The 14,359-nt window shown below is 67.7% G+C and carries 7 protein-coding genes; 4 read left to right on the top strand and 3 right to left on the bottom strand.

The genetic code is table 11. The features are described 5' to 3' along the window. Positions 1–7: 7 nt before the first annotated feature. On the bottom strand, positions 8–2,878 hold the full coding sequence (locus tag ACK4I0_RS05060; RefSeq protein WP_409608623.1) for a hypothetical protein: 2,871 nt from the start codon (positions 2,876–2,878) through the stop codon (positions 8–10). Positions 2,879–3,044: 166 nt separating this feature from the next. Between ACK4I0_RS05060 and ACK4I0_RS05055 the strand changes: the two genes are divergently transcribed. From ACK4I0_RS05055 to ACK4I0_RS05045, 3 genes are all read left to right on the top strand, one after another. After that, positions 3,045–3,509, top strand: a complete 465-nt coding sequence (locus ACK4I0_RS05055) for a DUF983 domain-containing protein (protein WP_409608621.1) — start codon at positions 3,045–3,047, stop codon at positions 3,507–3,509. Between the two features lie 49 nt (positions 3,510–3,558). Next, a complete protein-coding gene (locus ACK4I0_RS05050) occupies positions 3,559–4,299 on the top strand; it encodes a hypothetical protein (protein WP_409608619.1) in 741 nt (246 codons plus the stop codon). A gap of 322 nt (positions 4,300–4,621) precedes the next feature. Next, entirely contained in the window at positions 4,622–4,969 is a 348-nt protein-coding gene (locus ACK4I0_RS05045; RefSeq protein ID WP_409608617.1) for a hypothetical protein, read from the top strand. A gap of 62 nt (positions 4,970–5,031) precedes the next feature. On the opposite strand, the gene rpoC is transcribed toward ACK4I0_RS05045, so the two are convergent. Both rpoC and rpoB read right to left on the bottom strand, forming a co-directional pair. Continuing rightward, positions 5,032–9,228, bottom strand: a complete 4,197-nt coding sequence (gene rpoC / locus ACK4I0_RS05040; protein WP_409608615.1) for a DNA-directed RNA polymerase subunit beta' — start codon at positions 9,226–9,228, stop codon at positions 5,032–5,034. 96 nt (positions 9,229–9,324) lie between these two features. Next, on the bottom strand, positions 9,325–13,440 hold the full coding sequence (gene rpoB, locus ACK4I0_RS05035; protein WP_409608613.1) for a DNA-directed RNA polymerase subunit beta: 4,116 nt from the start codon (positions 13,438–13,440) through the stop codon (positions 9,325–9,327). A gap of 332 nt (positions 13,441–13,772) precedes the next feature. Here rpoB and ACK4I0_RS05030 point away from each other — a divergent pair, with 332 nt between their 5' ends. After that, positions 13,773–14,312, top strand: a complete 540-nt coding sequence (locus ACK4I0_RS05030) for an FKBP-type peptidyl-prolyl cis-trans isomerase (RefSeq protein WP_409608611.1) — start codon at positions 13,773–13,775, stop codon at positions 14,310–14,312. Positions 14,313–14,359 lie beyond the last annotated feature (47 nt).

Raw genomic sequence — 14,359 nt, 5'->3', positions numbered from 1 at the left:
CGATGGATCAGGCGGCGGCCGGCCCAGCGGCCGGCGTCGCCTGGTCAGCCTGTTGACGGGCGGGGGCCGCAGGACGGTCCCCGCCCGTTTTCTGTCTGAGGTCCACCTTCATCGCCGTAACCCAGCCGGTGAAGGTGTCGGCGCTGGACGCCAGAGCGGCGTAGTCCTGAGCCTGGGCCAGCTCTCCGCCATCCAAGGCAATGCGCAGGGCGGTCGCCTGACGCGCGCCGCCAACCAGCCCCTGATAGTTACGCGACAGGCGCGACAGGCCGGCGGAATCGCCCGCCAGCGAATAGGCGACGCCGGCGCGGATCAGCCGGCTCTCTTCCTCGGGCGTCAACGGCGTGGCCGCATCGCGCCAGCGGTCGCCCAGCAGGCCGTCATACAGCCCCGCCGCGCCCGGCCATTGCTGCTGCTTCCAGGCGATGTCGGCCCGCACGGCGCGCGCAGCGGGGCTCTGATCGCGATCCAGCACCTCCAGCGCGTGCTCATAACGCCCAAGATCCGACAGGGCCCGCGCCTCCAGCGCGCGCCGCTGCAGGTTCATCGCCGTAGGCAGCAGGGTGGTGCGCGAGCTCCAGATGGCCTGCAGCGCCTGCTCGGGCTGGCGGTTCATCAAATAGACGGTGGCCAGATCGGTCGCGACCTGCGCCTTGGCGACCCCCTCCAGGCGATTGTCGACCTGATACTTCAAAAGCTCCGCCGCCTGGCCCAGCAGGTCCACGTCCACCAGCCGGCGCGCCAGCCGGCGCACCATGTCGTCGCCATCCGCGCCGACCGGCGTCAGTTCGCGGAAATCATAGAACAGGCCCAGCGCCTGGATCGGCTGCAGGCCGTCGGCGCCGCCGTCCAAGAACAGGGCCCGGAAGGCGTTGGACAGGTCGGCCTGTATCTCCACCGCGCCCGGCAGCTGCGCCATGCGCTTGCCGGCCCCGCGCAGGGCGTCCAGCGCCTCGCGGTAGCGTCCCTGAGACAGATAGATGTCGCCCAGTGAGCGGATCACGGCCAGTTCGGTGGCGTCGCCCCGCCAGCGCCACTTGAGCTGCTCCAGCTCGCCGGCGGCGGCGTCAGGCTTCATCTCGCCGCGCGCCATCTGAAGCTTGATGACGCCCAGCCGCGCGGGCGTGGCCACGCCGTCCAGCGGCGCGCGGGCGACAGCCTTGTAGACCGCCAGGGCGCGATCGCCCTGCCCTTCCAGCTCGAACAGGCGGGCCTGCACCAGACGCGCGGTCAGTTGGTCAGCCGCAGGGGCCGGCTGGCTGAAGCTGAAGGCGAGCAGCGCCCGCGCAGCCGGCAGGTCGCCAGTCTCAAGCGCCGCCAGGGCGTGCGCAGCGCCGAAGCGAGCCTTCCAAACGGCCGGGAAGGCGTCGATGGCTGGCGCGCCGGCGGCGAAGGCCTGACGCGCCTCGGCGAACCGGCCCTGTTCGGCGGCGATATAGCCGCGCCAGACCTGTGTGGCCGCGTCCCCCGACAGGGCGCCGACCGCGAAATCCGCCTGCGCCTCGTCAAGACGCCCGATAGCCACGCGCGCCGCGCCCCGCAGGCCGCGCAGCTCTGGCTCGCCCTGCATCGCCGGATTTTGCTTGGCCAGGGCGTTCAGCACGCCGACAGCCTCGAAGCCCAGCCCCGAACCGACCAGGAAGCGTGCGAAGGCCAGCCGCGCCTCCGCAGGCGCGCGCACATCATCGCCGGCGCGTTCGCTCTCCTGCATCGCCGCCTGTTGGAGACGAGCGTAGCGGCTCATGAAGCCCTCGTCGCCGACGTCGCTCCACTCGCTCAAGATCAAAGCCGGGCGCGGCGCGCGGCGCGGTGCATCGACCTCGACGGCCCGCTCCAGGGCGGCGCTGGGCGCCGACAGGTTGAGCCCGCGCGGACGCCCGATCGTCACCAGATCGCCGTCGGGCTGGATCGTCAGATCGTCAGTCAACGTCTCGACGGCCAGGCCCTGGGCCGTCGGCAGCAGGGTCAGATCGATCAGTTGCCGCCGCGCGGCGAAGCCCTTGCCGGGCGCCAGGGCCGTGACCGCCGCGAACCGGTCGCCGGCCAGCGGATCGGTCAGCCAGATCGTCTTGGTCGCGCCGGCCATGCGAGCCACCAGAGCCACCCGCGCCCCGTCGTCTCGACCGACATCGACGCCCGTCGAAGCCGCGCCACCCACGCCGCTGCGCGGACCGCCCAGGGTCACAGTCCAGCGTCCGCCTTCGCTCGACGCCTCGACCGCCACATCTTCCGGCGCGGCGATTCGCAGAACCGTATAGTCAGGCCCCGCCGCCCATCGCGCATCACTGGCCGGGCCCAGCGCGCGCGCGCCGGCCATGTCAAGCCGCGCGGCGGCGTCGAACACGATCCAGACGGCCTCGCCGCGACGGAAGACCGCTGCGCCCACCGGCGCGGCCCACTGGAAGTTCAAGACCGCCTTGTCGTCCGAAACCTCGGCGCGCACGGGCACGACAGCCGACTGCACGGCAGCCCGAGCGGGCGCAGCGCCTGCGCTTTCGTAAAGGTTCAGCCAGACCGCGCCGTCGGCCGAGCCCCAGCGAGCGCCCGCCCCTTCAGCCAGGCTGATGACCAGTTCGACGCCGCCGGCCGTCGGGCGCGTCTGCACCGACGCGACGCCGGCGGGCGGATCGACGCGCAGGCGCGAAACATCCGGCGCGGCAGTCGTTCCGATTCGGACAATGACCTGATCGCCGTCCTGCCGCACGCGCGCGCGCGAGCCGACGACGCCGCCGAACTCGACCCGCGTGAACTCGGCGTTGGCCCCGATGCGGATGGCGACGGGATCAAGAGAGGCCGCGCCGCTTTCGGGTCCCCGCACGGCCTGGGCCAGCGGCGCCAGCGGCGTGAACACGACGGCGCCCGCGGCCGCGGCGGCCACGGTCGTCTTCAGAACGCGCTTTCTGGCCAATGCCCCGGACATGCCCGCCGACCCTGCCCGACGCCGCCTTTCATCGCGGTTAACGGTTGGTGAGCTCGGCGATCGGCCGCTTGCATTCCCTGGTTCAGAGGCCGACATCCATGCGACCGCGTCAGGACCTCATCCCATGGCTTCCGATCCCGAATATCCTCGCCTCAGCACCTGGTCGACGGGGCTGCGCTGCCGCTGCCCGCGTTGCGGCAAGGGTCCGCTGCTGCATCGCTATCTGAAGATCCGCGACCACTGCCCCGAGTGCGGCCTGGACTATGGCTTCGCCGAACCGGCGGACGGTCCGGCCTTCTTCGGCATGTCGATCGTCGGCGTCGTCGGCATGATGGCCTTCATGGCGTTTGAGTTCACGGTCCAGCCGCCGATCTGGGTGCATATGGTGGTGACCCTGCCCCTGCTGGCGCTGAGCTGCCTGGCGGTGCTGCCGCCGCTCAAGGGCTGGCTGGTGGCCGAACAGTATGTCCACAAGGCCGCTCCGCCCGAGTTCGAGAGCCTGGGGCGCCACGGCGAGGGATACGGTTGGAAGGGGCAGGCCGAACGTGCGGCGCGGCGCGCGCGCAAGGACGAAACGCCCAGCGCCTGAAAGTCGCCATGCTTTCCCGCTCAGCTTGCAGCCAGCCTAGGGAGGGCGGATGGCGGCGGCACGGCGCGCGATCGACCAGGGAAGGGGCGCGGCCGTCATCACGGCCTCGGCGTTGTCCCACGCCCTTCTCATCGCACTTCTGGTGTGGCGTGCGGGCCAGGAGGCGATCCTGCCGCCGCTGGTTCAGCCGCCCGCCATCCTGATCGAGATCGAGCCCAGGCCGCTGATCCGGGAGGAGACACCTCGACCGCGGCTCGCCCCGCCTCAACCCACGCCCGCCACGCGGCCGGCGGTGTCGGGCCTGGCGAACCCCATTGCGCCGCCGCGCCCGCGCGAAGATGAGGACGAGCGCCCCAGCGCGCCCGCGCCGCGTCAGGCCGCCTCGGCGCCCGCCGGGACGCCGGCCCCGGCCGCGGACGACGCTTGGCGACTCCGTCCCGAAACGACCGGCCAGGCCGTCGCTCGATCCCTGAGAACCAGTCCGATCGGCTGCGCCAATCCCAGCCGGCTGAACAGCGTCGAACAGGCTGTGTGCGCCGAGCGGCTGGGCGAGGCCGCCGACCGCGCCGCGCCCATCACCGGCAGCGGCAACGCCGCGCGCGACGCCCGCTTCGCCAGAGACGGCGCCGCCGCCCTGGCCGCATACGAATCGCGCCGCCGTCCGGCGTCGGGCGGGGTGGGCGTCAGCGGCATGGCGCCAGACTGTCCCGGAGGCAATCTGCGGGGCACCTGCGCCGGTGCCCATCTTCCTGGCCACTATCAGTTGGATGAAAGCAATCCGCGCCGGTGAGTTCGCGCGCATCAGGCCTCGCCTGGGCGCAGTCGCCCTGGTCGTTCTGGTGCATCTGGCCGTGCTGGGGCCGATGGCCTGGCGTGTCGCTACGCCCTCCAGGTCTCCGCTTCCGCCCGTCATGCAAATCGAGTTGGAGCCCCGCCCTCGCCGAGCCATCGAAAAACCACGGGTCGCAGTTGCGCCCGCTGGCTCAAGCCATCTGGCTCCGGCTGTGCCTCAAACATCCCGCCCGATTAGCCCGGAGGCGCTAAAGGCCGGGCCCGCCTACCCTCTGCCGTCGGACCAAACGCCCGCCGCGACAGGCCCGGACCACGCCGCTGTGGCTCGCGGTCTGGCCGGCCTGTTCGGCTGCCGCGACCGCAGCCGCCTGACGCCGGAGCAGCGTGACCGCTGCGATGCGCGTCTGGCCGCCCGGGCCGATGGGCCGCCGATACGCGACCCAGACGCCGACGCGCGCTTCATGGCCGACGGGCGGCGCGCCCTGTCCGCCCATGCGGCGCAGCGAGAGCCGCTGGCTGGGGGCGTCGGCGTCATGGGGCCCGCCGACTGTGTCGGCTCAAACCTCGGGACCGGATGCGCCGGCGCCCACCTGCCCTCGGCGCCGGGCGTCGACATGCGCCAAGGCGCGACGACCAATATCCGCCAGCGCAGCAACAAGCTGGACTGAGGCGCAGCAAAAAGGGCGGCGCCTTTCGACGCCGCCCCTTCAGTCAGGTCGTCCGAAACCGATCAGCCTTCCGACTTCTCCAGCTCCAGAGCCAGGTCCGCCGGCAGTTCCTCGACCGCGTCTTCACGGGCCTGGGTCAGTTCGGCGTCACGCTCGTTGGCGATCTTCTGCATCGAGCGCAGGTAGGCGCCGGTGCCGGCCGGAATCAGACGACCGACGATGACGTTCTCCTTCAGGCCTTCCAGCGTGTCCTTCTTGCCGTTGACCGAAGCGTCGGTGAGGACGCGGGTGGTCTCTTGGAAGGACGCCGCCGAGATGAAGCTGCGGGTCTGCAGCGAGGCCTTGGTGATGCCGAGCAGGACGGGCTGGGTGATGGCCGGACGGCCGCCACGCTTCTCGACCTTCTCGTTCTCGGCCACGGCCTCGGCCACCTCGACCGTGTCGCCACGGATCAGGGTGGTTTCGCCCGAGTCGATGATCTCGACCTTCTGCAGCATCTGACGGACGATCACCTCGATGTGCTTGTCGTTGATCGGCACACCCTGCAGTCGGTAGACCTCCTGCACTTCGTTCACCAGGTATTCGGCCAGCGCCTCGACGCCCTGAATGCGCAGCAAATCGTGCGGATCGGGGTTGCCGTCGATGATGTAGTCGCCCTTCTGGATCAGATCGCCGTCGTGGACGGAGATGTGCTTGCCCTTGGGGATCAGGAACTCGACCGGTTCCGCCTGGTTGCCGTCGGCATCCGGCTCCGGCGTGATCTTGATGCGACGCTTGTTCTTGTAGTCGCGACCAAATTCGACGCGGCCATCCATCTCGGCGATGACTGCGCAGTCCTTCGGACGACGCGCTTCGAACAGTTCGGCGACGCGCGGCAGACCGCCGGTGATGTCGCGGGTCTTGGCGCCTTCGGTCGGAACGCGGGCGATGATCTCACCCGGCTTGACCTCGTCACCGTTCGACACGGACAGAACCGCGCCCACCGGCAGCAGGTAACGGGCGTCGGAGCCCGAGGCCAGCTTGGCGTAGGCGTCGCCCAAGGTGACGCCCATGGCCGGACGCAGGTCCGAACCGCGTGGGCTGGCGCGCCAGTCGCTGACGACGCGCTGGGCGATGCCGGTGGCCTCGTCGGTCTCTTCCTTGACGGACAGACCCTCGACCAGATCCTCGAAACGGACCACGCCGCCGACTTCGGTCAGGATCGGCGTGGTGTAGGGGTCCCACTCCGCCAGACGCTGGCCCTTCTTGACCTCGGCGCCCTCGGCGACACGGATGCGCGCACCATAGGGAGCCTTGTGGGTCTCGCGGTCCTTGCCGTCCACGACCACGGTCACGACGACGTTGCGGCTCATGGCCACCAGATCGCCGTGGGCGGCCTTGACGGTCGGGCCGACGATCTTGATCACGCCGGCGTTCGTCGCTTCGAAGAAGGAGGTCTCGGCCACCTGGGCGGTGCCGCCGATGTGGAAGGTCCGCATCGTCAGCTGGGTGCCCGGCTCGCCGATCGACTGAGCCGCGATGACGCCGACGGCTTCGCCGATGTTCACCTGAGTGCCGCGCGCCAGATCACGGCCGTAGCACATGGCGCAGATGCCGGCTTCCGCCTCACAGGTCAGACCCGAGCGGACCTTGACCGACTGAACGCCGGCCGAGTCCAGAACCTCGATCTCTTCTTCCTGCAGATAGGTGTCCGCCGGGAACAGGACGGTGTCGCCGCCCGGCTCCTTGATGTCCTCGGCCGCGTAACGGCCCAGGACGCGTTGGCCCAGCGAGACCAGGACATCACCGCCCTCGACCACCGCGCGCAGAGTGATGCCGCGCGTGGAGCCGCAGTCTTCCTCGGTGACGATCGAATCCTGCGCCACGTCCACCAGACGACGGGTCAGGTAACCCGAGTTGGCGGTCTTCAGCGCGGTGTCGGCCAGGCCCTTGCGGGCGCCGTGGGTGGAGTTGAAGTACTCAAGGACGGTCAGGCCTTCCTTGAAGTTCGACACGATCGGCGTCTCGATGATTTCGCCCGAGGGCTTGGCCATCAGGCCGCGCATGCCGCCCAGTTGCTTCATCTGCGCCTGCGAGCCGCGGGCGCCGGAGTTGGCCATCATGAACACCGAGTTGACGTCGGGAGCCTGTCCCTCGATCAGCACGCGCGGTTGCGCGATCTCGGCCATCATGGCGTCGGCGATCCGGTCCGTCGCCTTGGCCCAGGCGTCGACCACCTTGTTGTACTTCTCGCCCTTGGTGATCAGGCCGTCGGCGTACTGTTGCTCGTACTCTTCGACCTGAGTGCGGGTCTCGGCGACGAAGGTCACCTTCTTGGCCGGAATGACGATGTCGTCCTTGCCGAACGAAATGCCCGCCTTGGCCGCCTCGCGGAAGCCCAGGCCCATCATCTGGTCGGCGAAGATCACCGTCGCCTTCTGACCGCAGTGGCGATAGACCACGTCGATCAGGTTGCCGATTTCCTTCTTGGTCAGGTTCTTCTCGAGCAGGCGATAGCCGACGTTCGGGTTTTTGGGCAGCAGGGCGCCCAGCTTCATCCGGCCCGGGGTCGTATCAATGACCTTGGTGACCAGTTCGCCCGACGAATCCATCTCGGTCCAGCGAGCCTTGATGCGGGTGTGCAGGCTGACCACGCCGGCGTCGAGCGCGGCGTCGATCTCGCCGATGTTGGCGAACAGCTTGCCCTCGCCCGGCTCGCCGTCCTTGACCAGCGACAGGTAGTAAAGACCCAGGACGATGTCCTGCGACGGCACGATGATCGGCTTGCCGTTGGCGGGCGACAGGATGTTGTTGGTCGACATCATCAGCACGCGCGCTTCCAGCTGGGCCTCAAGGCTCAGCGGGACGTGCACGGCCATCTGGTCACCGTCGAAGTCGGCGTTGAACGCGGCGCAGACCAGCGGGTGCAGCTGGATGGCCTTACCCTCGATCAGCTTGGGCTCGAACGCCTGGATGCCGAGGCGGTGAAGCGTCGGCGCCCGGTTCAGCATGACCGGGTGCTCGCGGATCACCTCTTCCAGGATATCCCAGACCTGAGGCTGCTCGCGCTCGACCATGCGCTTGGACTGTTTGACAGTGCCCGACAGGCCCTTGGCGTCGAGGCGCGCATAGATGAACGGCTTGAACAGCTCCAGCGCCATCTTCTTTGGCAGGCCGCACTCGTGCAGCTTCAGCTCGGGGCCGACCACGATGACCGAACGGCCCGAATAGTCGACGCGCTTGCCCAGCAGGTTTTGACGGAAGCGGCCCTGCTTGCCCTTCAGCATGTCGGCCAGCGACTTGAGCGGACGCTTGTTGGCGCCGGTGATGACCCGGCCGCGACGGCCGTTGTCGAACAGGGCGTCGACCGATTCCTGCAGCATCCGCTTTTCGTTGCGGATGATGATGTCGGGCGCGCGCAGCTCCATCAGCCGCTTCAGGCGGTTGTTGCGGTTGATGACGCGGCGATACAGGTCGTTAAGGTCCGAGGTTGCGAAGCGGCCGCCGTCCAGCGGCACCAGCGGGCGCAGTTCCGGCGGGATCACCGGCACGACCGTCAGGATCATCCACTCGGGCTTGTTGCCGCTTTCAAGGAAGGCCTCGATCAGCTTCAGGCGCTTGGAAGCCTTCTTGGCCTTCATTTCCGAGGGGCTGTCGGCCAGTTCGGCGCGGTGCTTCTCGGCCTCGGCGTTCAGGTCGATGCCCATGAGCAGGTTGCGCACGGCCTCGGCGCCGATCTCGGCGGTGAAGCCGTCATCGCCGAACTCTTCCTGATAGCGATAGAACTCGTCCTCGGTCAGCAGCTGGTTCTGCTTCAGCGGGGTCAGGCCCGGCTCGGTGACGATGTAGTTTTCGAAGTAGAGCACGCGCTCCACGTCCTTCAGCGCCATGTCCAGCATCAGCGAGATGCGCGACGGCAGCGACTTCAGGAACCAGATGTGGGCGACCGGGGCGGCCAGTTCGATGTGGCCCATCCGCTCGCGGCGAACGCGGGCCAAGGTGACCTCCACGCCGCACTTCTCGCAGATGATGCCCTTATATTTCATGCGCTTGTACTTGCCGCACAGGCATTCGTAATCCTTGGTCGGGCCAAAGATACGGGCGCAGAAAAGGCCGTCACGCTCGGGCTTGAACGTGCGGTAGTTGATGGTTTCCGGCTTCTTGATCTCGCCGAACGACCACGACCGGATCTTCTCGGGCGCAGCCAGAGCAATGCGGATCTGGTCGAAGGTCGGAGCGACCGGGACCGGGTTGAAGATGTTCAGGACTTCCTGGTTCATCTTGGTTCCTTCTGCGGCAGACGCCGCGCAAATCATTCAGAGAGGCGAACAGGCGGACCGCCCTCCCCGCCTTCGCGGAGAGGGCCTTGATCCAACTCAGCTGTTCTCCAGCTCCACGTTCAGGCCCAGCGAGCGCATTTCCTTGACGAGCACGTTGAAGCTCTCGGGAATGCCCGCCTCGAAGCTGTCGTCGCCGCGGACGATCGCTTCGTAGACCTTGGTGCGGCCCGCCACGTCGTCGGACTTCACCGTCAGCATCTCCTGCAGGGTGTAGGCCGCGCCGTAGGCTTCCAGCGCCCACACCTCCATCTCGCCGAAGCGTTGTCCGCCGAACTGCGCCTTGCCGCCCAGCGGCTGCTGGGTGACCAGCGAATAGGGGCCGATCGAGCGGGCGTGGATCTTGTCGTCCACCAGGTGGTGCAGCTTCAGCATGTAGATGTAGCCGACGGTGACCGGACGCTTGAACTGCTCGCCGGTCTGGCCGTCGAACAGGATCGACTGGCCCGAACGGTCCAGCCCGGCCGAGGCCAGCAGGTCCTCGATGTCCGAAATGTGCGCGCCGTCGAACACCGGGGTGGCGAACGGAACGCCCTTGGACAGGTTGCGGGCCAGCTCGACCAGGTCGTCCTCATCGTCGGGCAACGGGGTGTCCGCGCCGTAGATTTCGGTCAGCCGCTCGACCAGGGCCTGCTTCTGCCCGCCGTGCTGCCAAGCCTCCATCAGGTTCTGGATCTGCTTGCCCAGACCGGCCGAGGCCCAGCCGAGGTGGGTTTCGAAGATCTGGCCGATGTTCATGCGCGAGGGCACGCCCAGCGGGTTCAGAACCACGTCGACCGAAGTGCCGTCCTCCAGGTGCGGCATGTCCTCGATCGGAAGGATCTTGGAGATGACGCCCTTGTTGCCGTGACGGCCGGCCATCTTGTCGCCGGGCTGAAGCTTGCGCTTCACGGCCACGAAGACCTTGACCATCTTCATCACGCCGGGGGGCAGTTCGTCGCCGCGCTGCAGCTTCTCGACCTTGTCCTCGAAGCGGCGGTCGAGCGCCTTGCGGGCGTCCTCGAACTGCTTCTTCATGGCCTCGAGCTCGCCCATGGCCTTTTCGTCGTCGAGCGCGATCTGCCACCACAGGCCGCGCGACAGCTCGCCCAGCTTCTCTTCGGTGACTTCGCCGCGGCCCAGGCCCTTGGGACCCGACACGGCGGTCTTGCCCAGAACCAGCGGCTTCAGGCGGCTGTAGACGTTGCGCTCAAGGATCTTGAGCTCGTCGTCGCGGTCCTTGCCCAGACGCTCGATCTCCGACCGCTCGATGGCGACCGCGCGCTCGTCCTTGTCGACGCCGTGACGGTTGAACACGCGCACGTCGACGATGGTGCCAGCCACGCCGGGCGGCAGGCGCAGCGAGGTGTCGCGCACGTCCGAAGCCTTTTCGCCGAAGATGGCGCGCAGCAGCTTTTCTTCCGGCGTCATCGGGCTTTCGCCCTTGGGCGTGACCTTGCCGCACAGGATGTCGCCCGGCTGGACCTCGGCGCCGATCGCCACGATCCCGGCCTCGTCGAGGTTGCGCAGGGCTTCCTCGCCGACGTTGGGGATGTCGCGGGTGATCTCTTCCGGCCCCAGCTTGGTGTCGCGGGCCATGACTTCGAACTCCTCGATGTGGATCGAGGTGAAGACGTCGTCGCGCACGATGCGCTCGGAAATCAGGATCGAGTCTTCGAAGTTGTAGCCGTTCCAAGGCATGAAGGCGACGAGGGCGTTGCGGCCCAGGGCCAGTTCGCCCAGGTCGGTCGACGGGCCATCGGCGATGACGTCGCCGGCCTTCACCTGATCGCCCACGCGCACGATCGGGCGCTGGTTGATGCAGGTCGACTGGTTGGAGCGCTGGAACTTCGACAGGCGGTAGATGTCGACGCCCGAACGGCCGGCGTCCAGGTCGCCGGTGGCGCGCACGACGATGCGGGTGCCGTCGATCTGCTCGACCACGCCTTCACGACGAGCCACGACCACGGCGCCGGAATCGACGGCCACGACCGCTTCCATGCCGGTGCCGACCAGCGGCGCGTCGGCTTGCACCAGCGGCACGGCCTGACGCTGCATGTTGGCGCCCATCAGCGCGCGGTTGGCGTCATCGTTTTCCAGGAACGGGATCAGGGCCGCGGCGACCGAAACGACCTGCTTCGGCGACACGTCCATCATGTCGACCGCATCCTTGTTCAGGAGCTGCGAGTCGCCGTTGATCCGGCCGGGGACCAAGTCTTCGACGATCTGGCCGGCGTTCAGTTCGATGTTGGCCTGGGCGATCGTGTACTTCGCCTCTTCCATGGCCGAGATGTAGACCACCTCGTCCTGGGCCTGCCCGTCCTTCACGCGACGGTACGGGCTCTCGATGAAGCCGTACTTGTTGACGCGCGCGTGGGTGGCCAGCGAGTTGATCAGGCCGATGTTCGGGCCTTCCGGCGTTTCGATCGGGCAGATGCGGCCGTAGTGCGTCGGGTGCACGTCGCGCACCTCGAAGCCGGCGCGCTCGCGCGTCAGACCGCCCGGGCCAAGCGCCGAGAGGCGACGCTTGTGGGTGATTTCCGACAGCGGGTTCGTCTGGTCCATGAACTGCGACAGCTGCGACGAACCAAAGAACTCGCGCACGGCCGCGGCGGCCGGCTTGGCGTTGATCAGATCGTGCGGCATGACCGTGTCGATATCGACCGAGCTCATGCGCTCCTTGATGGCGCGCTCCATGCGCAGCAGGCCGACGCGGTACTGGTTTTCCAGCAGTTCGCCGACCGAACGCACGCGGCGGTTACCCAGGTTGTCGATGTCGTCGATCTCGCCGCGACCGTCCTTCAGGCCCACCAGGATCTGCAGCACCTTCAGCACGTCGTCCTTGCGCAGGACGCGGATCTCGTCAGAGACCTCGGGGGTTTCCAGACGCATGTTCATCTTGACCCGACCGACGGCCGACAGGTCGTAGCGCTCGCTGTCGAAGAACAGCGAGTTGAACATGGCTTCGGCGGCTTCCGGGGTCGGGGGCTCGCCCGGACGCATGACGCGGTAGATGTCGAACAGCGCGTCCTCGCGGTTCGTCGCCTTGTCGATGCGCAGGGTGTTGCGCATGTAGGCGCCGACCGTGACGTGGTCGATGTCCAGCACGTCGATGGTGGTGAAGCCGTTCTCTTCCAGCAGCTCGATCGTGGCCTGGTCCAGCTCATCGCCCGCCTCGGCGAAGATCTCGCCAGTCTGCATGTTGACCGCGTCTGCGGCCAGATACTTGGTCAGCAGGGCGTCAGCCGCCAGCGACAGCGCCTTCAGGCCGCCGTCAGCCAGCTTCTTGGCCTGACGGGCGCTGATCTTGGTTCCCGCCGGCGCGACCACTTCGCCGGTGTCGGCGTCGACCAGGTCGAACTCGGGTTTAACCCCGCGCCAGCGCTCGGGCTTGTAGGGCGTGACCCAGCCTTCGCCGCGCTTCTCGTAGGGGACGGTCTCGTAGAAGGTCTTGAGGATCTCTTCGCCGTCCATGCCCAGGGCCGACAGGAAGGCGGTGGCCGGCAGCTTGCGACGACGGTCGATGCGGACGTAGACGATGTCCTTGGCGTCGAACTCGAAGTCGAGCCACGAGCCGCGGTACGGGATCACGCGGGCGGCGAACAGCAGCTTGCCCGAGGCGTGGGTCTTGCCCTTGTCGTGGTCGAAGAAGACGCCCGGCGAACGGTGCATCTGCGAGACGATGACGCGCTCGGTGCCGTTGACGATGAAGGTGCCCTTGTCCGTCATGAGCGGGATGTCGCCCATGTAGACGTCCTGCTCCTTGATGTCCTTGACCGAACGGGCGCCCGTTTCTTCCTCGGTTTCGAACACGATCAGGCGCAGCTTGACCTTCAGCGGCGCGGCATAGGTCATGTCGCGCTGGATGCATTCTTCGACGTCGTACTTGGGCTCCTCGAACTCGTAGGAGACGTATTCCAGAACGGCGCGTTCGTTGAAGTCCTTGATCGGGAACACCGACTTGAAGACGGCCTCGATACCCTCGTCCGTGCGCTGGCCCGGACGGCCGTCGCGCTGCAGGAACTGTTCGTAGGACGCGCGCTGAACCTCGATCAGGTTCGGCATCTGCACCGCCTCGGGGATGCGGCCGAACGAATAGCGGATGCGCTTTTTGCCGGTGAACGAGGTGGCGGAGGCGATCTTACCCAGGGCGAGACCGTCGTTGGACTTGGCCATTCTGTTTTCCCATCGGCGGCGCAGGCCGCCTTCAAATGCAGCAGCCACGGGCCTGCCGACCGGCAAGTCCGTGACCATCGGTTTCGGCGTCCACCCTCGATCCGATCCGGATCAGGACGCCTGAAATCATTGAAGCTCCTGGGAAAGGAGCCAGCGCCTTCGCTCGGTCGGAGGGCGACAAACCGAGCCTCGGCGCTTGCGCGCGAATTCCATGGAATCTGCGGGAGGCGCATATATACGCCGATCTCCGGCGAAATAAAGGCCCCGCCGCCGGGATTGTCGCGCCCGAAATCGAGCGTGACAGCGACCGGCGGCATGATAAGCGTGACGGCATGATCCGTCGCCTGGCCCCCCTCGCTCTCGTCCTCCCGCTGGCTGCCTGCGGCCACACGCCCGTGACCTATTCGGAGACGGTGATCGCCGCCGAGCGGGCCGCCGCCGCCGTGGCCACGCCCGGCACTCAGGAGGGCTGGGAGGCCGGCAACCGTGCCTATCTGGACTGGAACGGCGCGCGCCGCGGCTGGACTACCACTGAAAGCGGGCTGCAGTATCGCCGCGTGGGCCGCGACCAGCCCAACGCCCCCCAACCCGCCGAAACCGACACCGTGCGCGTCCACTATCGCGGCAGCTTCATCGACGGGCGCGAGTTCGACAGCTCCTATTCCCGCAACGAACCCACCAGCTTCCCGCTGAACCGCGTGATCAAGGGCTGGACCGAGGGCGTGGCCTTGATGCGCGAAGGCGAGACGTTCGAGTTCGTCATCCCCCCCGACCTCGCCTACGGCCAGCGCTGGGTCGGCGGCGACAAGATCCCGCCCGGCTCGACCCTGCGCTTCACCGTCGAACTGCTGGACGTCAATCTCGAACCTTGACGACGCTGCGGCGGGTTGACGCAGGGCGTCAGGCGCTGTGATCTGCG

The sequence above is a fragment of the Brevundimonas sp. genome, from assembly GCF_046295775.1.
GTDB lineage: Bacteria > Pseudomonadota > Alphaproteobacteria > Caulobacterales > Caulobacteraceae > Brevundimonas.
Note: the sequence above shows the minus strand (reverse complement) of the source record. Positions and strands in the feature narration are given on the sequence as shown.